The 20742-nt window shown below is 40.1% G+C and carries 20 protein-coding genes; 16 read left to right on the top strand and 4 right to left on the bottom strand.

What is annotated here, in order from left to right:
• Positions 1 to 71: 71 nt before the first annotated feature.
• The 6 genes from pstA (at position 72) to AC2HW8_RS06670 (ending at position 6877) form a co-directional block, all read left to right on the top strand.
• Entirely contained in the window at positions 72 to 908 is an 837-nt protein-coding gene (pstA, locus tag AC2HW8_RS06695; RefSeq protein WP_101028832.1) for a phosphate ABC transporter permease PstA, read from the top strand.
• A 23-nt stretch (positions 909 to 931) separates the two neighbouring features.
• Complete coding sequence (pstB, locus tag AC2HW8_RS06690) at positions 932 to 1681, top strand: phosphate ABC transporter ATP-binding protein PstB (RefSeq protein WP_015522687.1); 750 nt, start codon at positions 932 to 934, stop codon at positions 1679 to 1681.
• A complete protein-coding gene (gene phoU / locus AC2HW8_RS06685) occupies positions 1681 to 2328 on the top strand; it encodes a phosphate signaling complex protein PhoU (RefSeq protein WP_101070738.1) in 648 nt (215 codons plus the stop codon). The genes pstB and phoU overlap by 1 nt, the downstream gene beginning before the upstream one ends.
• 174 nt (positions 2329 to 2502) lie before the next feature.
• Positions 2503 to 3174 (top strand): response regulator transcription factor, encoded by a 672-nt coding sequence (locus AC2HW8_RS06680; protein ID WP_015522689.1) that lies wholly within the window; start codon positions 2503 to 2505, stop codon positions 3172 to 3174.
• Between the two features lies 1 nt (position 3175).
• Positions 3176 to 4831 (top strand): ATP-binding protein, encoded by a 1656-nt coding sequence (locus tag AC2HW8_RS06675; RefSeq protein WP_337806493.1) that lies wholly within the window; start codon positions 3176 to 3178, stop codon positions 4829 to 4831.
• 249 nt (positions 4832 to 5080) lie between these two features.
• On the top strand, positions 5081 to 6877 hold the full coding sequence (locus AC2HW8_RS06670) for a Na/Pi cotransporter family protein (protein ID WP_484327327.1): 1797 nt from the start codon (positions 5081 to 5083) through the stop codon (positions 6875 to 6877).
• A gap of 115 nt (positions 6878 to 6992) precedes the next feature.
• On the opposite strand, the gene trhA is transcribed toward AC2HW8_RS06670, so the two are convergent.
• The gene (trhA, locus tag AC2HW8_RS06665; protein WP_101070735.1) at positions 6993 to 7640 is read right to left on the bottom strand and encodes a PAQR family membrane homeostasis protein TrhA; all 648 of its coding nucleotides are present in this window, start codon (positions 7638 to 7640) and stop codon (positions 6993 to 6995) included.
• A 243-nt stretch (positions 7641 to 7883) separates the two neighbouring features.
• Between trhA and AC2HW8_RS06660 the strand changes: the two genes are divergently transcribed.
• The 4 genes from AC2HW8_RS06660 to hcp all read left to right on the top strand — a co-directional run bounded on the left by AC2HW8_RS06660 (position 7884) and on the right by hcp (position 12676).
• Positions 7884 to 8597: an ABC transporter ATP-binding protein gene (locus AC2HW8_RS06660; protein WP_021883573.1), complete on the top strand. Its 714-nt coding sequence runs from the start codon at positions 7884 to 7886 to the stop codon at positions 8595 to 8597.
• The gene (locus AC2HW8_RS06655; protein WP_303667229.1) at positions 8590 to 10194 is read left to right on the top strand and encodes a hypothetical protein; all 1605 of its coding nucleotides are present in this window, start codon (positions 8590 to 8592) and stop codon (positions 10192 to 10194) included. The genes AC2HW8_RS06660 and AC2HW8_RS06655 overlap by 8 nt, the downstream gene beginning before the upstream one ends.
• A 164-nt stretch (positions 10195 to 10358) precedes the next feature.
• Positions 10359 to 10931 (top strand): hypothetical protein, encoded by a 573-nt coding sequence (locus tag AC2HW8_RS06650; RefSeq protein WP_118101856.1) that lies wholly within the window; start codon positions 10359 to 10361, stop codon positions 10929 to 10931.
• 71 nt (positions 10932 to 11002) lie between these two features.
• Positions 11003 to 12676, top strand: coding sequence for a hydroxylamine reductase (gene hcp, locus AC2HW8_RS06645; RefSeq protein ID WP_484327326.1), 1674 nt, complete (start codon positions 11003 to 11005; stop codon positions 12674 to 12676).
• Positions 12677 to 12826: 150 nt separating this feature from the next.
• Here hcp and AC2HW8_RS06640 read toward each other — a convergent pair whose 3' ends face one another.
• Positions 12827 to 13975 (bottom strand): lysylphosphatidylglycerol synthase transmembrane domain-containing protein, encoded by a 1149-nt coding sequence (locus AC2HW8_RS06640; RefSeq protein WP_484327325.1) that lies wholly within the window; start codon positions 13973 to 13975, stop codon positions 12827 to 12829.
• Positions 13976 to 14271: 296 nt separating this feature from the next.
• Between AC2HW8_RS06640 and AC2HW8_RS06635 the strand changes: the two genes are divergently transcribed.
• The 5 genes from AC2HW8_RS06635 to AC2HW8_RS06615 all read left to right on the top strand — a co-directional run bounded on the left by AC2HW8_RS06635 (position 14272) and on the right by AC2HW8_RS06615 (position 18296).
• A complete protein-coding gene (locus AC2HW8_RS06635) occupies positions 14272 to 14730 on the top strand; it encodes a hypothetical protein (protein WP_484327324.1) in 459 nt (152 codons plus the stop codon).
• An 87-nt stretch (positions 14731 to 14817) separates the two neighbouring features.
• Positions 14818 to 15276 carry a hypothetical protein gene (locus tag AC2HW8_RS06630; protein WP_015522695.1) on the top strand — a complete coding sequence of 153 codons (459 nt, stop codon included), beginning with the start codon at positions 14818 to 14820 and terminating at the stop codon, positions 15274 to 15276.
• Positions 15277 to 15375: 99 nt separating this feature from the next.
• Complete coding sequence (locus tag AC2HW8_RS06625) at positions 15376 to 15774, top strand: CBS domain-containing protein (RefSeq protein ID WP_015522696.1); 399 nt, start codon at positions 15376 to 15378, stop codon at positions 15772 to 15774.
• Positions 15775 to 15906: 132 nt separating this feature from the next.
• Positions 15907 to 16587, top strand: coding sequence for a response regulator transcription factor (locus tag AC2HW8_RS06620; RefSeq protein ID WP_015522697.1), 681 nt, complete (start codon positions 15907 to 15909; stop codon positions 16585 to 16587).
• The gene (locus tag AC2HW8_RS06615; protein ID WP_484327323.1) at positions 16584 to 18296 is read left to right on the top strand and encodes a sensor histidine kinase; all 1713 of its coding nucleotides are present in this window, start codon (positions 16584 to 16586) and stop codon (positions 18294 to 18296) included. The genes AC2HW8_RS06620 and AC2HW8_RS06615 overlap by 4 nt, the downstream gene beginning before the upstream one ends.
• Before the next feature lie 82 nt (positions 18297 to 18378).
• Here AC2HW8_RS06615 and AC2HW8_RS06610 read toward each other — a convergent pair whose 3' ends face one another.
• Positions 18379 to 18576 (bottom strand): hypothetical protein, encoded by a 198-nt coding sequence (locus tag AC2HW8_RS06610; RefSeq protein WP_046433500.1) that lies wholly within the window; start codon positions 18574 to 18576, stop codon positions 18379 to 18381.
• Positions 18577 to 18903: 327 nt separating this feature from the next.
• On the opposite strand from AC2HW8_RS06610, the gene AC2HW8_RS06605 reads away from it, so the two are divergent.
• Entirely contained in the window at positions 18904 to 20043 is a 1140-nt protein-coding gene (locus AC2HW8_RS06605) for a hypothetical protein (RefSeq protein ID WP_118101850.1), read from the top strand.
• 149 nt (positions 20044 to 20192) lie between these two features.
• Here AC2HW8_RS06605 and AC2HW8_RS06600 read toward each other — a convergent pair whose 3' ends face one another.
• Entirely contained in the window at positions 20193 to 20738 is a 546-nt protein-coding gene (locus tag AC2HW8_RS06600; protein ID WP_101070726.1) for a prolyl-tRNA synthetase associated domain-containing protein, read from the bottom strand.
• Positions 20739 to 20742 lie beyond the last annotated feature (4 nt).

Here is a 20742-nt window from a genome sequence, read left to right as displayed (position 1 = left end):
TAAAAAGCGATGCCGTTGCGGTTGATGTGTCACAGATTAAGGCAATCAACAAAGTATCGTTTAAACAGAGAATGAAAGCCTACAAAAGAAAGCCCCTTTCACTTGTACTGCTCATTCTTGTAGGTCTTGCGGCGGCACTTTCAGCGGCGGCTCTCATATTTATCATTGCCTATGTTCTTGTGCGGGGTGTTCCGAACCTTACCCCCGAGCTGTTCTCGCTTGAGTACAACAGCGACAATGTATCGTGTATGCCGTCAATTATCAACACAATTGTTCTTACGCTTGTAACCCTTATAATTTCCGTACCGTTCGGTGTGGGAGCGGCAATCTATCTTGCCGAGTATGCAAAGCGTGGCAACAAGCTTGTTAAGGTAATCAGAACAATGGCAGAAACCCTTGCCGGTATTCCGTCAATTGTTTACGGCCTTTTCGGTATGCTTTTCTTTGTGTATGCCCTTAACTGGGGTTATTCACTTCTTGCCGGTGCATTTACGCTTGCAATTATGGTACTTCCCACAATTATGCGTACAACCGAGGAGGCACTTCTCACAGTTCCCGATTCATACCGTGAGGGCAGTTACGGACTCGGTTCGGGCAAGCTCAGAACAATTATGAGAATTATTCTTCCGAGTGCGATGCCCGGTATTCTTGCCGGAATCATTCTTGCTGTCGGCAGAATAGTTGGCGAAACAGCCGCACTTATTTATACTTACGGTTCGGCAACAGGCTATGCGGCAGGCCCTCTCAATTCGGGACGGTCACTTGCCGTTCATATGTATGTACTTACCAACGAAGGACTTCATACAGATCAGGCATGGGGTACCGCAGTTGTACTTCTTGTACTTGTTTTTGCAATCAATACACTCTCGGCATTTGTTGCAAAGAAACTCGGAAACAACAAGAAGTAACAGGAAAGGATAATTATTTTACAATGGATAAATTTACCATAGAAAACATGAATCTTTACTACGGAAAATTTCATGCGTTAAAGGATGTGAATATCCGTATGAAGAAAAACAGAATCACAGCCTTCATCGGTCCGTCAGGCTGCGGTAAGTCAACTCTTTTAAAGTCGCTCAACCGAATGAACGACCTTGTTGAGGGTTGTAAGATAACAGGCGACATTCGCCTTGACAACGAGGATATTTACGGAGATATGGATGTAAACATTCTCCGCAAAAGGGTTGGTATGGTGTTTCAGAAAGCCAATCCGTTCCCGATGAGCATTTACGATAACATCGCTTTCGGTCCTCGCACACACGGAATCAAAAGCAAGAAAGAACTTGACAGGATTGTTGAAGAATCTTTGCGTGACGCCGCAATCTGGGATGAGCTTAAAGACAGACTCAAAAAGAGCGCTCTCGGTCTTTCGGGCGGTCAGCAACAAAGACTTTGTATTGCAAGAGCACTTGCCGTAAAACCCGAAGTTCTGCTTATGGACGAGGCAACCTCTGCACTTGATCCTATTTCAACGGGTAAAATTGAGGAGCTTTGCCTTAAACTGAAAAACGATTATACAATCGTTATGGTAACACATAATATGCAGCAGGCTTTGCGTATTTCAGATGAAACAGCGTTCTTTTTACTCGGTGAAATGGTTGAATGTAATTCAACCGACGCAATTTTCTCAAATCCGCAGGATAAGCGTACCGAAGAATACATTACGGGAAGGTTTGGCTAATGAGAGAATATTTTGATAAAGAGCTTACACAGCTTAACGACAGCCTTATTGAAATGGGCGGTCTTGTTGAACAGGCAATCAAAAATACAATGAAGATGATTGTTGACGGCGAAGATTTGCTTGATATCGCAAGAGAACATGAAAATCGTATTAACGAGGCGGAAAAATCCATTCAAAGCAGATGTTTGCACCTTCTTCTTCATCAGGCACCGGTTGCACACGACCTCAGATATGTTTCCGCCGCACTCAAAATGATTACCGACCTTGAGAGAATCGGCGATCAGGCAGTTGATATTGCTGAAATGTCTGTTTACATCAAGGACAAAAAGCAGGTGTTCAATCTTACTCACATTTTGGAAATGGCAGACAATGCCTCAAAAATGGTAACGGAGGCTATTGACGCTTTTGTTAAGAGCGATATTGAGGTTGCCAAAAAGGTAGCCCGTCAGGATGATATCGTTGACGAACTTTTCAACCGTTCAAAGAATGAAACGGTTGAACTCATTCATAAGAATAAGGAACTCGGCTCAGAGGCTCTCGATATCGTTATGATTGCAAAGTATCTTGAAAGAATTGCAGACCATGCGGTTAATGTTGCAGAGTGGGTTGCTTTTTCAATTACAGGCAGCTGCGATTTGTCCGACTGATATATTTTGCTTAACAAACGGGAGCATAGCTGTATGCTCCTGATTTTTGTTTTATTAAACTTTACATTTTTGCAAAAAAAGTCTATAATTATGGCGGATGTTCCGATTTTAATTTAAGTGCAAACGCCCCTTTGCGGTGCATTTAAATACACATTTGTTGAGGGAGAGTATTAGATGTTAATTTACATTGTTGAAGATGATACCGATATCAGAGAGCTTGAATCTTATGCCATGAAAAGCAGCGGATATGAGGTTCAGAGCTTTGGCGAAAGCAAGAGCTTTTTTAAGGCTTGTACAGCCGAAATTCCTCAGCTTGTAATTCTTGATGTTATGTTACCCGATTTTGACGGACTTTCCGTGCTTGAAAAAATGCGCAGGGACGCCGTGACAAAAAATGTTCCCGTTATCCTTGTTACTGCAAAGGGAAGTGAAATGGATAAGGTCAAAGGCCTTGACATGGGTGCCGATGACTATATTACAAAACCTTTTTCAGTCCTTGAGCTTATTTCAAGAGTCCGTGCAATCCTCCGCAGATGTTCTGTTGATGACAGACAGGATGTAATAAAGCTCGGTCAGATTGTTTTTGACGATTCCAAGCACATTGTAACAAGCTGCGGTGAGGAATGTAACCTCACCTTCAAAGAATACGAACTTTTAAAGTATCTTCTCAAAAATAAAGGTATGGCGCTTACCCGTGAAAATATCATTCTCAATGTGTGGGGATATGATTTTGAGGGCGAGAGCAGAACGGTTGATATGCACATTACAACCCTCAGGCAAAAACTCGGCAGCTGCGGAAACCTTATCAAAACCGTGAGAAATGTCGGATATAAGGCGGGGGAATAAAGTGAAACTGAGTAAAAAGCTTTTAAAAAACTTTTCGGTTATCGCTGTGGTGTCCATTCTTCTGACGGCTGTTTTTTCAACAGCCACTTTCTGGTTTGTGTTTTCCGATGAACAGGAGGCAGAGGTTCGGCAATATACCGATAAAATCATCAGCGTTTATAATTCTGACAGCGAAATCGACCTTTCAAAATATTACGGAATAGGCGATTTTCGTGTTACTCTCATAAAAAGTGACGGTTCGGTTGTATCCGACAGCGTTGACACAGATGTTAATTCTATGCCGAATCACAGCGACCGCCCCGAATTTGAACAGGCAATCAAGGACGGCAACGGTTCAAGCCACAGAATGTCGGAAACTTTGAATAAAATAACATACTACTATGCAGAAAAAACCGCAGACGGTTCTGTAATCCGTGTTGCAAAGACAATTGACAGCATTTACGGAATCTTTCTTTTTGTTATTCCGTCAATTCTTATAATTATGATAGGTGTATTTGTTGTCTGCACAATTCTGGCAAAGCGCTCCACGAAGAAAATCATTGAACCGATTAAGGAAATGGCGGACAACGGCAACGGCTCGCCGTATGATGAGCTTTTACCGCTCTCACAGAAAATTGCAAGCCAGCAAAGACAAATCAAGCGTCAGATGCGCAGACTGCAGTTTGAAAAGGATAAAATTTCAACGCTTATCGAAAATATGGCGGAGGGATTTATTCTTATTGATGTTGACAAAAAGGTGCTTATGAGCAATTATTCGGCGTCAAAGCTTCTCGGTGCCGATGATGACGGTGTTACCGACAAAACTTTGATTGCGTTTTCACGCAACGAGGTTCTTAACGATTGCGTTGACAAGGCTCTTTCGGGCGAGAGTAAAAACGGCGACACAACCGTAAAAGGAAGAGCATTGCAGATTATCACCAATCCTGTTTATTCAAACGGCGAAAAAAACGGTGCAATCTGTCTTATTATTGATGTTTCGGCTAAGAAAAAGGCTGAAAAAATGCGTCGTGAATTCACGGCAAATGTAACTCACGAGCTGAAAACTCCGTTGACTTCAATTTCGGGCTATGCAGAAATCATTGCAAGCGGTCTTGTAAAGCCCGATGATATTCCGAATTTCGCAAATAAAATTCACAAGGAATCGGGCAGACTTCTCTCTCTTATAAGCGATATTATGGAGCTTTCACAGCTTGACGAAAAATTCAGCGATGAAGAATTTGCCCCTGTTGACCTTGCAGGGGTGGCATCCGAGGTTGCCGAGGATCTCCGTTCAAATGCCGAAAAGCATGGAATTACAATCACTGTTGATACAAAAACTGCCGTCATAAGCGGAAACCGTAATCAGATTTACGAACTTATCTACAATCTTTGTGACAATGCAATCCGTTATAATCGTGAAAACGGTTCGGTAAAAATAATAACAGGTGATGACAATGAACATCCGTTTGTTAAAGTTGCCGACACGGGAATCGGTATCCCCGAAAAGCACCACAAGCGTGTGTTTGAACGCTTTTACCGTGTTGACAAGAGCCGTTCAAAGGAAACAGGCGGCACGGGTCTTGGACTTGCAATTGTCAAGCACATTACCGAAAGACACGGCGGAGAGATTTCTCTTGAAAGCAGTGAACAGGGAACAACATTTACCGCAATGTTCTGATGTGAATATTTTTACAATCCTTTGCAGAGAAAATAAATTTCAAGCAGTGCTGTGCATACTATATTGTGCAGTACCGCTTTTTTATTGCTTAAACAATACCATTTCACGAATCTCACATAAAAAATACTCCGTTTTGACAAATTTCAAAGATATTCACCAAGCTTTCAGACTTTACAAATTCTTTACAATTCATTGACAATCCTATGACTTTAGTTTAATATTATTGATGATAAAGGAGAGTATGTATTTATGGATTTGTTTATGGTTTTACAACTGCTCTGCGGTCTGGCGCTATTTTTGTTCGGTATGAATTCAATGGGCGACGGTCTTGAGAGCCTTTCCGGTGGTAAGCTTGAAAAAACTTTGGAAAAAATGACTAACAGCACCATGAAAGGATTCATTCTCGGTGCGGCTGTTACTGCGGTGATTCAGTCCTCTTCGGCAACAACCGTTATGGTTGTCGGCTTTGTAAACTCGGGAATTATGAAACTCCGCCAGGCAATCGGTATTATTATGGGTGCCAATGTCGGCACAACAATCACTTCTTGGATTCTCAGCCTTTCGGGTATTGAGGGCGACAGCTTGGTTATGCAGCTTTTAAAGCCGTCGTCTTTCTCTGCCGTGTTTGCCTTTGTAGGAATTATTCTTCTTATGTTCTGCAATTCGGAAAAGAAGAAGCATCTCGGCACAATTTTCCTCGGATTTGGTATTCTTATGGTTGGTATGGATCAGATGAGTGCGGCTGTTGAACCGCTTTCGGATGATCCGACATTCACAGGTTTCCTCACACTCTTTAACAACCCTGTATTCGGTATTCTTGCCGGCGCATTGCTGACCGCAGTTATACAAAGCTCAAGCGCCTCTGTCGGTATTTTGCAGGCATTGTCCAAAACAGGCGCAATCAGCTATTCAATGGCAATCCCGATTGTTATGGGACAGAATATAGGCACTTGCGTAACCGCACTTATTTCCTGTATCGGTGCAAAGAAAAACGCAAAGCGTGCCGCATTTGTACATCTTTACTTCAATATTATCGGTACACTCGTAATTTGTGCATTATTCTACGGTTCTAACCTCTTTATCAACTACGGTTTCCTTAATGATATCGTAGGTCCGGAGAACATTGCGGTTATCCACACAGCATTCAATCTGCTTGCAACTGCAATTCTTCTTCCGTTCAACAAGTATCTTGAAAAGCTTGCCTGCCTTACAATCAAGGACAAGGAAGAGGATTCGGATGTTCCGTTCCTCGATGAGCGTTTTCTCAACACTCCCTCTGTTGCAACAGAGCGTGCAAAGTCACTTGCTGAAAAAATGGCTCGTCTTTCTGAGGGTACGCTCCTCGGCGCACTTGAGCTTGTTGACCATTATGACGAAAAGGTTGCGGAAACAATTCATGAAAACGAAGATATGATTGATTCCTACGAGGATGTTATTTCAACATATCTTGTAAAGCTCAGTTCCAAACAGCTTTCGGCTGACGACAGTAAAACTATTCAGCTCATTCTTCACACAATCGGTGATTTTGAGCGTATCAGCGATCATGCGGTAAGCATTGTAAAGGTTGCTCAGGAAATTCACGAAAAGAACATTTCGTTCTCAAAAGAGGCGAAAGCAGGTCTTGCCGTTATGGTTGACGCACTTCGTGAAATTATCAACAACGCTACTGTTGCTTTTGTTGATAATGACCTTGCACTTGCCTCAAAGGTTGAACCGCTTGAACAGGTTATCGACCGTTTGCGTGACAAGCTTAAAGACGCCCATGTTAAGCGTCTTACTAACGGTATCTGTACAATCGAACTCGGTTTTGTATTCTCTGACCTTATCACAAATATTGAGAGAGTTTCCGACCATTGCTCAAACATTGCAATCGGTGTTATTGAAATCAATCGCAACGGCTACGACGCACACGAATATCTTCACGAACTCAAAAATTCAGACGATATTCAGTACAACGCAGATTACAAGGCTTACAAGCAGAAGTACACACTTCCAAAGGAAGCTTTGTCTGTAAGAGAGGTTTCCGTAGGCGTTCCCGCTAACTAAACAAATCTTTTTATAAAATTTAGGGCTACAGAAAAACGAAAGGTTATTCTGTAGCCCATTTTTTGTGTGTGAAAGATTTACCTGCGGATTTTTATGCGGTCAGCTTTCGCTTTCGTTAAATACGGAAAAATCCGAGAAGAATTGCAAAGTAGTGAAACACACTTCCCGCAACCGTGAATAAGTGCCATATCGAGTGAAAATATTTTACCTTTTTAATTGCGTAAAATATAATCCCAACCGTGTAGAATACTCCTCCTATGATGAGGAAGATTCCCGAAATTGACGGCATGTGTTCCATAAGCGGTTTTATTGCAAAGATTATTACCCAACCCATTCCTATGTAGCAGAATATTGACGGAATCCTTGCTTTTTCAAGGTTGATTGAGTTCATAACTATTCCGAAAATTGCCGATGCCCACACAATTCCGAACAAAATCCAGCCCGTCACACCGTTGAGGTAGTAAAGAGTAATCGGTGTGTATGTTCCTGCAATCAGCAGAAAAATTGTGTTGTGATCCATTATTCGGAAAAATGCTTTTACCTTTTCGTTTGTGAAAGAATGATACAGAGTTGACATTGTGTAGAGTATGATGAGCGATGCACCGTAAATGCATGAGCTGACAACACCCCACGCATTTGTGTGGATTGCCGCCGTAACGATAAGCACAACCGTTCCCGCAATCGACAGACCTGCACCGATTCCGTGTGATACAGAGTTGAAAATTTCTTCCCCGAGTGTATATTTTCTTTTGAACTTTGCCAAGATGAACCTCCAAAAAATAATCTGTACTAATATTATAAATCATTCCTACGCATATTCAAGATGATTCGTAATGCAAAATATTTCAATAGATTTTACATTTCATCAAAAATGGTTTCTGTTATCCAAATTTCGCAGATTTATTGGTTTGTAATTCAAACTTGTTGAATTTTTATAACATATTGACACAAGAATATTTTGTGTAGTATAATTTGCGTAATTTATTTGGCTATAGGAGGAGCGCTTATGCTCAGAATAGAACATTTAACTAAAAAATACGGTGACAAAAAGGCTGTTGACGATTTGTCACTTCATATTCAAAAAGGCGAGATTTATGGCTTTATCGGACACAACGGTGCAGGTAAGACAACAACAATCAAATCCTGCTGTGGAATTCTCAACTTTGACGAGGGCGAAATCTATGTTGACGGTGTGTCGGTAAAAGAAAAACCTCTCGAATGTAAGCGCAAAATTGCTTACATTCCCGACAATCCCGATTTGTATGAGTTTATGACAGGTATTAAGTACCTCAATTTTATTGCCGATATTTTCGGAATCAGCCAGTCTGACCGTCAGGCAAGAATCAGTAAATATGCTGAAATGTTTGAAATTAAAAATGCACTTGCTCAGACAATTGACGGCTATTCTCACGGTATGAAACAGAAACTTGCAATTGTTTCCGCACTCATACATAACCCCAAGCTTATCATTATGGATGAACCGTTTGTAGGTCTTGATCCAAAATCATCCCACCTTCTCAAAGCTTTGATGAGAGAGATGTGCGATAACGGCGGTGCGATTTTCTTCTCAACCCATGTGCTTGAAGTTGCCGAAAAGCTTTGCGACAAGGTTGCTATCATCAAAAGCGGCAAACTTGTCAAGTCGGGTACAATGGATGAGGTCAAGGGCGATGATTCGCTTGAAGATGTATTCCTTGAACTGGAGGAGAAAGATGCTTAAAACCTTAATTAAACTCCAATTTCAAAAGGCACTTGCACGATACACCGCAAATTCGTCAAACAAGAAAAAGAACGGCAAAAAAAGTTCGTTTAACTCACCGGCTGTTTATCTTGCTCTTCTCGCTTTTGTCGGTGTTGTATTTGCATTTATGTTCTACAATATGTTCAGCATGATGGCACCTATGCTTGCAACATCGGGATTCAGTTGGTTGTATTTTCTCTATGTTATGGGTGCGTCGTTTGTAATCAGCACAATAGGCTGTATTTTCCTTTCGCTCTCACAGCTTTATGAGGCAAAGGATAATGAACTTTTGCTTTCAATGCCTATACCGCCTCGCAGTATTCTCTTTTGTAGAATGTTGCCACTGTATGCACAAAATCTTCTCTTTTGTGCACTTGTACAGGTCCCTGCTTTTGCGGCCTATGCAACAAATGCGTCTGTTTCGATTTCGCTTGTAGTAAGTCAGATTGTGATTCTGCTTTTAGTTCCGCTTTTAAGCCTGAGCGTTTCGTGTGTTCTCGGCTGGCTGATTGCATTTGTAACATCAAGGACAAGACATAAAAATGTTGTGACAATCGTATTTTCACTTGTTTTCTTTGCACTGTATTTTTACCTTTATTATCAGGCAGAGGACCTTGTAAAAACACTCGCTGCAAATTCAATTGGCATCGGTGCAAATATAATGGACAGTGCATATCCGCTTTATCTCACAGGACTTGGCGCATCGGGCGACTTGTTGCCGCTTTTTGGTGTTGCTGTAGTAATTATTGCATTCTTTGCAATTGTTTATGCGGTGCTTTCTCACAGTTTCATAAAGCTTGCAACAGCGAAAAAGGGTGCGAAGAAAGCCGTGTATAAGGAGAAAACCCTGAAAGTAAGTTCTGCATCAAAGGCGCTTTTACGCAAAGAAAGAATGATGTTCACAGGCAACGCAACCTATATGCTTAACAGCGGACTCAGTGCGTTAATTATGGTAGGCGGAACAATTTATGCGGCGTTCCAGCTTAATACGCCGAAGCAATTTCCAAGTACATTGATTGAAATGATTTCAGTATATCTTCCACTTGTGATTGCCTTTGTGATTTCAATTGGACCGATTTCTGCGGCATCAATTTCAATGGAAGCTAAAAACCTTTGGCTTATGCAGTCGCTTCCTGTATCACCGTTGCAGGTGCTTACGCAAAAGCTGAAACTTCACTTTATTGTAAACGGCGTTGTTTCACTTGTCCCGTCAATTGTTCTCTCAATAATGCTCGGAATGAAACCGGTTAATATTATTATCACAATTCTTATTCCGATAATTTTCTCGTTGTTCTCGGGTCTTCTCGGACTTATGTTTGACCTGAAAAAGCCAAAGCTTGATTGGAATACAACCGCTGAGGCAGTAAAACAGAGTGCAAGCGTTATGCTTTCATTGTTGATTTCAGTCCTTGCCGTATGCGTACCTGCTATTGCGTATCCGGTTCTTCTCAGCTTTGAAATTGAAATTTCGACTGAAATTTTCCTCACCTGCACAGCATTTTATTTTATCCTCATCAGCCTTCCGGTTTGGTTTTGGATTAAGAATAAAGGCACAAAGGTTTTCGCAAATCTTTAAAATAAAAATCTAATACATTTTTTAGAACAGCCTTTTGGCTGTTCTTTTTTTACACAGTTATGTTCTAAAAAATAACAATTATTGATTATTTGCACAAAAAGCTCTTTACAAATAAAACAAATTGTACTATTATTAAATAAAATAATTGTATGAGGTGACAATAGATGAGAAAATTTAGAACATTAGCTGTTGCGGTAACACTGGGATTGTTCCTTACATTTTCGGGATGTTCCCAAGCATCAGAGTCAAGCAATACTGTTGATGACATTGTTTCGTCTGTTTTTGAAGACGAAACAACTGCCGAAGTGACTACGGAAGAGCCGACAACCGAAGAACCTACAACGGAAGAGCTGACCACCGAGAAACCGACTGAAAAGCCTACAGAAAAACCTACTCAGAAACCCACTAAAAAACCTGTAAAAAAGGTTGTAGAAAAGCATGAGGATAAGTCGTCACAGGCTGAAACAACGCTCGAATTTACAAATGTTACATCAAGCGTAAGTGCAGGTTCGTTTGCGAGCGTTAGTATTCACGGCGCTCCAAACACAACATATTCAATCACAGTTGTGTATAACAGCGGAATATCAACGGCAAGCGGACTTGAAGATGTTACTTCCGACAGCAATGGCAACGCATCGTGGTCTTGGAAAGTCGGCACAAGAACAAAATCGGGAACTTATCCGATAACCGTTTCAGGCGGCGGTCAGAGTGAGAGCACTTCATTCAGTGTTTATTAAAAATCCAAATTAAGAATAAACCTCCGAAAATTTGCAGATAATATTTGCAGAATGTTTCGGAGGTAATTTTTATGAGTAATAATATGGACTTGGGTTATGAGATGTTTTGCTATCAGTGTGAGCAGACTGCGAACGGAAAGGGTTGCACACGGCTCGGTGTTTGCGGAAAAACTCCCGAAATTGCAAATCTTCAGGATTTACTTATCTTTCAGCTGAAGGGTATAAGCTGTTACGGCAAGGTGCTTATTGAAAAAGGTCAGCACATTGACAAGGACATTGTTCGCTTTGTGGAAAACTGCCTTTTTACAACGCTGACGAATGTAAACTTTGATGCCAATGTGCATGTGTCGCTTTTGCGTGAATCTCAGCAAATCAAGGAAAAACTTCGTGAAGTTGTGGGCGAAATCAAAAATCATACTCTGCACGCAACCTACAATCTTCCCGAAACAAAGTCGGAAATGCTCAAAGACGCACCTCTTGCGGGAATTATGTACGAAAAGTCGCTTGACCCCGACATCCGCTCTTTAAGACAGACAATTGTTTACGGCCTCAAAGGCATAAGCGCCTACGGTCATCAGGCTCGTGAACTCGGCTATTTCAGCGATCAGGTTGACGATTTTTACATCACTGCACTTGAGGCGACAACGGATGATTTGCTCACGGTTGAGGAGCTTATCAGAATGACGATGAGAACGGGTGAAAATGCTCTTGAAGTTATGAAAAAACTTGATGAAGCAAACACTGAAACCTACGGCAATCCGTCACCGCACAAGGTTGATGTTCACATCAAAAAAGGTCCGTTTATTATTGTGTCGGGTCACGATTTGAAAGACCTTGAAATGCTCCTTGAACAGTCAAAGGGCAAGGGCATAAATGTTTATACTCACGGCGAAATGCTACCGTGTCACGGCTATGACGGTTTAAAAAAATATCCGCATCTTATCGGCAATTTCGGCGGTGCATGGCAAGATCAGCAAAAGCAGTTTGACAATATCCCCGGTTGTATTCTTATGACGACAAACTGCCTTATGCGGCCGAGAGATTCATACAAAGACAGAATTTACAGTACAAATGTTGTCGGCTGGGAGGGTGTTAAGCATATCGTCAAAAAGGAAAACGGCGACAAAGATTTCAGCGAAATTATTCAGCAAGCAATTGAACTCGGCGGTTTTAAAGAAGATGTTGAACCGCACGAAATTCTTGTTGGATTCGGTCATCACGCTACGCTTTCATATGCCGATAAAATTGTCGAGGCCGTCAAAAGCGGAAAAGTCAGACACTTTTTCCTTATTGGTGGTTGTGACGGTGCAAGACCGGGCAGAAATTACTACACGGAGTTTGCTGAAAATGTGCCGAAAGACTGCATAATTATGACGCTCGCTTGCGGAAAATACCGCTTTAACAAGCTCGAATTCGGTGACATCGACGGCTTGCCGAGATTACTCGACATCGGTCAGTGCAACGATGTTTACTCCGCAATCTGTATTGCCGTAGCACTTGCCGATGCGTTTGATACAGATGTAAACGGATTGCCGTTGTCGCTGATTGTTTCGTGGTATGAGCAAAAGGCGGTTGCCGATTTGCTGGCACTTTTAAGCCTCGGAATAAAGAATATCTACCTCGGCCCGACACTCCCTGCATTTTTAAGCCCGAATGTGTTGCAGTATTTGTCAGAAACATTCGGCTTGCGTCCAATCAGCAACGCAGAAGATGACCTGAAAACCTGCCTTAAACAGAATGTTTGATGATATACTGTAGCGGCGAACAAGGTTCGCCACTACAAATTGTTTCCAACAATTGACCGTAAAAAATGGCTAACGGTTTGTCATACAACAAAAAACGGAGCAGACTGAATTGTGTCTGCTCCGTTTTTGAAAGAGATATTTATGAAAATACTACTGAGTTACTTTTTCTTCTGATTTTTTATTTTCCATTTCCGATTCAAGTTCTTCTTCAATTTGTTTTATTTCATCGTCACGCCTTTTACCCTTTGTAAAGTAGGAGAACGGGGCAGAGATCAGCATTGCTCCGTAGTATGTAATGAATCTCCACATAAGGATTGCCGGTTTGATTTTGCTTATTGCACCGATTTTGAAGAACGAACCGAAGTACATTGTGAATGCAAGTTCCGCACCGCCCGACGCACCGGGGAGCGGGATAAGGTTTGCCGTGAACAGCACGAATGACTGAATGCAGATTGAATCATAGAATGAAAGTGTCGGCTGACCTGCCGCTCTTGCAATCGGAGCCATACCAAATGAAACATAGATGAGGTAGGGGATTGAAAGAATTAAAATTACCTGAATGAATACAAGTGCATAAATTACAACAAGCCGTTTTGCGCTTGAAAAAAGCTGTTTGTTTGTGTCGTGAAACATATCAACTTCTTTGTGAAGTCTTTCAACCTTTTTTTCGGGATTTTTAATGAACTTGAACTTTTTCATAATCTTATAAATAAGATTGATGAGCTTGTTTGTAACCTTGTGGCTGAATGAAACAAGCAGGAACAAAGCCGTCATTGCAAGCTGAACGGTAAATCCGAAAATAATGAAAAGTGTTGACCAGATGTTTGTAAAAGCATCGCTGAAATAGTTGAACCTTGTGATAACGGCAATAACGCTGACAGCGGTCATTACTATCTGATACACAATGAACTTTTGCGTCATACAAGCCGAACCGAAGCCTACGCTTATGTTCTTTTTTGACATAAGGTAAAGCTGCATAGGCTGTCCGCCTGTGCTTGACGGTGTAATCGCACTGAAGAATACTCCGACAAATGCGACCTTCAAAGCCTCAATAAAGCTGAAATTCTCATACTTTGACCGCACATATATCAGCGTGACAACAGCGTCAACAAGGATGTTCAAATCATAAATCAGCAAAGCCGCAAGGATAATCAGCATATTGCAGCCGTCAGGCTTTTTGAGCAAGTCGATCAGACCGTCCTCCGAAACAAAGAAGTAGATGATCAGATAAATCGAGATTGCCACAACAGCGAGATTAAATATCAGCTTTCCGCTGATTCTGAATTTTTTCTTTTCCAAATAAATCTTCTCCTGTGTGTTAAAAGTTATTATTCAATTGTAGTGGGCAGCAAATGTCACATCTGTGGCATTTGCGCAGAATTATATATCCTAATCATACTTTTTTTTAATAAGAAAATCAACAACAAATTTGTAATAAATTGCCGCCTGAGAAAATAAATTTATAAATTCACGCTTTTTTATTTTATCGAATGTACTTATTTTAGCATTTGTTCATTACACATAAAGAATTTAAAACTTGCACCCAAACTTTAGCTGTGATAAAATAATACGGTAATATGTGCGGAGGTGTTCTCATGGATACTATGTGTGTGAACGGAAAAGATTTTACCGTCATTAAGCTTCTCGGAAAAGGTAAGGGCGGTTATTCCTACCTTGTTTCAGATGGAGAACACAATTACATTTTAAAGCAGATTCACCACGAGCCGTGTTCATACTATACCTTCGGTAACAAAATTCAAAGTGAGCTTAACGATTACAAACGGCTGAAAAATGCCGGGCTCAGACTGCCGAAGCTTATTGACTGCGATGTGGAAAACGAGAGGATTCTTAAAGATTACATTGACGGCAAAACCGCATATGAGCTTGTTTTGCAGAATGAGATGAAACCCGAATATATTGAGCAGATTCGTGAAATGTGCAGACTGTTGAATTCAAAAGGAATTAACATAGATTATTTTCCGACAAATTTCATTTTAAACAACGGACTTTTGTGGTATATCGACTACGAATGTAACGATTATATGGAAGAGTAGAATTTAGAAAACTGGGGAATAAAGTATTGGAGCAAAACGAAGGAATTTTGTGAATACCACGAAAACAATAAATAACGGAGTGAACTTATGGACTTTTTCAGTACAAATCTTTTTAACTGGTACGGACTTGCTTTTGCAATTGCTTTGCTTGTACCCGACATCGTCTATATAAAAAGCAACAGAATAGACAGAACAATTTTTGATAACAGGGCTATGCTTTACATAGAAAGAATCGGAAAATATTGCAGTATTTTCCTTATGGGAATTAACATCGGCGTGCTTGAGGGCGGTTTTACAAAGCCGATTATGGAAACCTTTTGGATAATCTCAACCTGTGTTCTGACGGTCGTTGCACTTATTTTGTGGCTTTTATGCTTTAACAGATTTTCAAAATTATGGGCATATCTTCTTACAGCCGTAACCGCAGTAATTTTTATGATGAGCGGACTTTTGCAGGTTAAAACGCTTTTGCTCACGGCAGGCGTGGTGTACCTTATCGGGCAGCTTTATGTTACAAATAAGTATGTAAAATCAAAAATGCAATAATTGTGTAAAATATTGTAAAAAGATATTGCAATATTGTTTGTTTGGTACTATAATGACCTTTGGCTGACAAATATTTGTTTTTTGACTGGAGGTGAAAAGATGAATGTTATTATGCTTTTAAAGCATAAAGATTCTTTAAAATATATTTATGAGGACAATACCCTAAGACAGGGACTTGAAAAAATGCGTGCTCACAGCTACACCGCTATCCCTGTTATAACCCGTGACGGAAAATATGTCGGCACGGTGAGCGAGGGTGACTTTTTGTGGCATATAATTGACAAAAAGACTTCGGGCGATATTGAAGAACAGGAAGAATTTCGTATCCGTGACATACTCCGTCCCGACTTTAATCCGGCGGTTAAAATTTCGGTAGGTATGGACGAGCTTCTTGCACGGGCAATGAATCAGAACTTTATCCCCGTAACCGATGACCTCGGTACTTTTATCGGTATCGTAACCCGTCAGGATATCATCAGATATTTTGTCAATAAATAAGATACATAAAAACGGTGGATGCTGAAAATTGCATCCGCCGTTTTAGTTATGACAGAAACTGAATTTTAAATATACAGAAATCTACATATCAACTTCAGATTAATGTATTACAATCAAAGTACGGTGAGGAAAATGTACAACATTCTTTTGGTTGAGGACGATAAAAATATTCGTGAAATGCTTGTCGAATATTTTTCAAAAAGAGATAAAGAAAAATTTAATATCACCCTTGCGGAAAACGGCTTAAAGGGACTTGATAAGGCATATGAGAACAGCTATGACCTTTTGCTCCTTGATGTAATGCTCCCCGAAATGGACGGTTTTACGCTTTGCAAAGAAATCCGCAGATACAGCGATGTGCCGATTATGTTCATCACGGCAAGAACAAGCGAGGCGGATATGCTCAACGGCTACGCTCTCGGCTGTGACGATTACATTGTAAAGCCGATTGCTCTGCCCGTATTTTATGAAAAGGTGAAAGCCCTTATCAAGCGTTCAAAAGGACTTGTACGGCACAATTTGCTTACGGTGGGGAATGTTTCGCTCAATCCGAACAACGGTGTTGTTGTGTCCGACGGTGAAGAAGTAACCCTTACCGCAAAGGAATATGCTATTCTTAAAATTCTGTTAGAGAATAAAAACAGCGTTGTGTCCCGTGAAAAAATCATCACAGCCGTTTGGCACTATGACACAATGATTGATGAAAGAGTGCTTGACACGCATATCAAAAATATCCGAAAAGCATTGGGCGAAAATGCGTCTGTTTTGAAAACGGTAATACGGCGAGGGTATAAGGCGGAGGATAAAAAATGAAATCAAGATATATCAAACGGCGAAAAAAGTTTCATTACATTATAATTTCCGTAACAATAATTGTGTGTCTGCTGGGAACGGTTTTTACCTCTTTTGCAATACTCGACAGTTCAAGGGATTTACTCATAGCCAACGCAGTAAATGAACTGAATACAAAGATGGACTATATTAAAAACGGCATCGTAACAAGTCCGAATAATTCCTACAATGAGTATGTGGCGCTGATTAATGAAAATGTTGACAAGGGCAATACATACTTTCAATTAACCTATGATAACGATATGACGATTACGACAGACAATGTACTGACTGTCCATTATAATGATATCAACGGCGGAATATTGGATATGGGTACAGAAAATTATATTAGGTTTGATGTACTTAAAAATTTGCTCAGTGATAATGAGTATAAAGAAATTTGCGGATATCTCAACACTCCGACTGATAATGACGGAAATTACTATATCTTGATTTGCAAAAAGTTTTATGAAAGCGAAAAATACGGCTATGTCCCTTGTCAGCTTGAGGTTCTAAAGACCAACAAAGTGAATGATTGGTATGTTCAGGATGAAGTTGTTAAAACATATAGCTTTGACCTTAGCAAATATGATTATCTGACCATAGAAGAATTAGAGGCTTCTCCGTTTGAAAATGACGAAATGCACCGTAATATAATTGATAAGGACTTTTTCCTTGGAAAAAGCAAACCGAAATACTCCCAAAAAGATGTTGAAAAAATCCTGAGTGACATCCTGAGTGACAACAGTCTGTTTACAGACATCTATGATGAGACTGGGGCAGTTCCTGACGGGATTTTTAAATATTATGTATTAATGGGAGATTCCCTTTATTATACCGAAAATCATATGATAAACAACTCGCCGAATGAATATAAAGAGGTTACAAGAGTATTTCATATTACTTCTTTAAAAGAAATAAATCTGCTTGATGATTGCCTATGGAAGTTTATAACGGTATTTGCTGTTGCGTTTACGATAATGGCGGTGGTGATTACGGTTGAAATTTTCTCGTGGAAAGATTTTAAAAGGCGAACCGCACAGGAGGAAACCCGTCTTGAAATGACAAATGCAATTGCGCACAATCTCAAAACCCCCTTGTTTGTCATAGGCGGTTTTGCGGAAAATCTTAAAAATGAGGAAGATACCGAAAAGAAACTTCATAACATAGAAATCATTCAGCAACAGACCGAGGAAATGGACATTCTTATTCACAGAATGCTCGATTTGTCACGATTCGATTCGCCCGCATTAAAGCTGAATTGCGAAGTTTTTGACTTTAAACCGTTTATTGAGAAAATTCTTGAAAATTATTATGTTCACACAGAACACGAAATTATTTTCATTTACAACTCAAAGGCAAAAATAAAGGCTGACCCTGCCATGCTTAAAACGGTGCTTGAAAATCTTATCGACAATGCCGAAAAATATTCCGATTACGGTTCGGATATCACAATTAATGTTTCGGATGATGTATTGTCAATCAGCAATCAATGCTCGTCATTTGACAGGGAAAATCTCTCAAAATTGTGGCAGCCTTATTTCAGAGCCGCAAAGGGAGATAATAAGAGCGGCAGCGGAATAGGACTTTCAATAGTAAAATCCGCCCTTGAAATGCATGGATTCAAATATAAAGCCGAATTTGAAAACGGGATTATAACATTTAAGTTCAGATTTACTTCACTCGATTGAGTTTTTCTGCCTAAAAAATCGGAACAGCCGTAAACCCAATCACGGCTGTTCCGATTATTTTTATTTTGTTATGTATAAAATTCTATTTTTGTTTATAATACATCAGGCAATGGCAGTATCCCTCAAATTCGGGATCGGCAATTTTTGCCCTGAAATCCTCACACATACACAGCGTTGCAGGGCTTCTGATTAACATATACGGACAATAACCGCCCGTGCGTATAAGCTGTTTGCGAACTTCTTTTACAATTTCTTTGTCTGGATTAAGCAGAATTTTCAATTTAATCACCATATTTGCTAGGTAGATTTTATGCCGATTTTCGGGTATTCGGTAATCTTTTGATTCCGTCTACAATTATATCAGCAATGACAGAATTTTACAATAGAAAATTTGCAATAAATACAAATTTATTTTGAACAATTATAATTAAATCTCAAATGCAATAATATACTATATAAAAAATTCATAAAAAACAGCAAGTGAAGAATTTTTGCGACAATTATTTGTTGAAACAGTTGATTTTTGCAAAATAGTGTGCTACAATAGCGTTGTGATTGTATATACATTTATCATACAATGATTTTTAGTTTTCAGGAGGAAAAATTTATGAAAAGAGTATTATCTCTTGCAATCGTTTTGATGCTTGCATTTTCATGCGTGTTCACAGCGTTTGCACAGACAGACGACACAGCGTCACCCGATGAGGCAAAAAAGGTAACAGAGCTTAAAATTACAAAGCTCCCCGACAAGCTTACATACACATCAGAGGATGTGATTGAACCGGATATTGATTTATCAAAAATCGCAGACGAAAATGCAACAGAAGAAAGTCTAATCAAGTATTTCAGTCAGTTCAATCTTGAACTCAAACTTGACCTTACAGGTATGGAAATTGAAGCTGTTTACAGTGACGGTACAACCGAAAAGGTTGATGCTAAGGACTGCAAAGCTGAGCTTGCTGATCCGTTTAATTACGGCGAAGTAATTAAGGCATTGATTGAATATGAGAAAAATATGCCTGAGTTTACAGAAGATATGACCGAAGATGAGTTTTATGAACTCCTTGAAAAAGCTCTTAAAGTTTTAGTTGATATGATTTACAGAGAGTATACTGTAAATGTATCATATCAGGATGCACAGACAAACTATAAGATTATGCTTGAATATCTTGACGATCCGTTTAATCCCGATTTACCCGATGACAATGACCGTTACGAAGTGGTTTCTGTAAAAGCACCCGAAAAGGTGAACTACACAAAGGCTGATATCGTAGATTTGGCTGATTACGATTATGATGATGAGCCGATTTACGGTTTTACTCCTGACTACAAGGGTATGGAAGTTGTTGTTAAGGATATCGTAACAGGCAAAACTTATACAATCAAATTTGACGGTACAGAAGATATCTATGTTGATGATGTATGTGTTGACTTCCCGGATGATAAGGATCAGAAGTTTAAAGTTGGTTGCCAAATTGATGTAAATGAACTCCTTGGCCTTGACGAGGATGAAGAATATATGACAGATGTTGATTTTTCGTTTGTAGTAAAATACAATGTATCAAAGTCTGCCGTAACTTCTTCAACAAAAGATACTGCAACAAAGGATACAGTAACAAAATCTGCAACAGGCGGCAACGGTGCAGTTCAGACAGGCAACCCGATGACTGCTGTTTCGGTTGCACTTGTAATGCTCGTTGCAAGCGGTGCAATGTTCGTTTGCTACAGAAGAAAGATTGAAAAGTAAATCAAATAATTGACACTCATTTTTCTTAATATTCAGACAACTGCCCCCGAATCTTTCAAAGGTTCGGGGGCAGTTATGTTCTGTGAAAAACGAAACGGCAACGGGAAAATTTATCCCGTTGCCGTTTAATACTTTAATGATTTCAACACTTAATCTTCACCGATAAGCTTTACGGTTGTTGCGGTGTGGTGAACCGCATCAAGATACTTTCCGAAAACATCGGCTGTTTTGATTTTTAAACTTGAGGTGTTTACACACGGATGACAGCCGACATATTCGCCCTTGAGAACATCCTCGTCAACAAGAAGTCTTACTCGGTTGTCCTTGTCATTCATAAGCCCCATAACGCTCACCGCACCCGGCTTGATGTCGAGAAATTCGAGCATAAAATCGGGAGTCGCAAACGAAAGTCTTGCACTTCCGATTTGCTTTGACAGCTCCTTTGTTTTAAAAGGTTTGTCACCCGGCATCATAAGAAGATAGAAGTCGGTTTTCTGCCTGTTGCACAGAAAAAGATTCTTGCAAATCAGAACATCAAGCACAGCGTCAATCTCGTTGCAAGCCTCCATTGTGTCAGCATGTCCGTGGTCGGTTCGCTGATATTCAATTCCAAGGCTGTCGAGAAGGTCATATACTCTGATTTCACGGTCTTCTCTGCCTGTTAAGTCGGTTGGTCGTCCGTTGTAAAGTTCCATTTAA

Source organism: Ruminococcoides sp. (genome assembly GCF_057037865.1).
The sequence above is the reverse complement of the archived record's forward strand: the minus strand, read 5'-3'. Positions and strand labels throughout refer to the sequence as shown.

Bases quoted from the DNA above. Each gene is read 5' to 3' on its own strand.
- pstA (WP_101028832.1), top strand. From the start codon at position 72: ATGAAAGCCTACAAAAGAAAGCCCCTTTCACTTGTACTGCTCATTCTT.
- pstB (WP_015522687.1), top strand. From the start codon at position 932: ATGGATAAATTTACCATAGAAAACATGAATCTTTACTACGGAAAATTT.
- phoU (WP_101070738.1), top strand. From the start codon at position 1,681: ATGAGAGAATATTTTGATAAAGAGCTTACACAGCTTAACGACAGCCTT.
- AC2HW8_RS06680 (WP_015522689.1), top strand. From the start codon at position 2,503: ATGTTAATTTACATTGTTGAAGATGATACCGATATCAGAGAGCTTGAA.
- AC2HW8_RS06670 (WP_484327327.1), top strand. From the start codon at position 5,081: ATGGATTTGTTTATGGTTTTACAACTGCTCTGCGGTCTGGCGCTATTT.
- AC2HW8_RS06660 (WP_021883573.1), top strand. From the start codon at position 7,884: ATGCTCAGAATAGAACATTTAACTAAAAAATACGGTGACAAAAAGGCT.
- AC2HW8_RS06655 (WP_303667229.1), top strand. From the start codon at position 8,590: ATGCTTAAAACCTTAATTAAACTCCAATTTCAAAAGGCACTTGCACGA.
- AC2HW8_RS06650 (WP_118101856.1), top strand. From the start codon at position 10,359: ATGAGAAAATTTAGAACATTAGCTGTTGCGGTAACACTGGGATTGTTC.
- hcp (WP_484327326.1), top strand. From the start codon at position 11,003: ATGAGTAATAATATGGACTTGGGTTATGAGATGTTTTGCTATCAGTGT.
- AC2HW8_RS06635 (WP_484327324.1), top strand. From the start codon at position 14,272: ATGGATACTATGTGTGTGAACGGAAAAGATTTTACCGTCATTAAGCTT.
- AC2HW8_RS06630 (WP_015522695.1), top strand. From the start codon at position 14,818: ATGGACTTTTTCAGTACAAATCTTTTTAACTGGTACGGACTTGCTTTT.
- AC2HW8_RS06625 (WP_015522696.1), top strand. From the start codon at position 15,376: ATGAATGTTATTATGCTTTTAAAGCATAAAGATTCTTTAAAATATATT.
- AC2HW8_RS06620 (WP_015522697.1), top strand. From the start codon at position 15,907: ATGTACAACATTCTTTTGGTTGAGGACGATAAAAATATTCGTGAAATG.
- AC2HW8_RS06615 (WP_484327323.1), top strand. From the start codon at position 16,584: ATGAAATCAAGATATATCAAACGGCGAAAAAAGTTTCATTACATTATA.
- AC2HW8_RS06605 (WP_118101850.1), top strand. From the start codon at position 18,904: ATGAAAAGAGTATTATCTCTTGCAATCGTTTTGATGCTTGCATTTTCA.
- AC2HW8_RS06600 (WP_101070726.1), bottom strand. From the start codon at position 20,738: ATGGAACTTTACAACGGACGACCAACCGACTTAACAGGCAGAGAAGAC.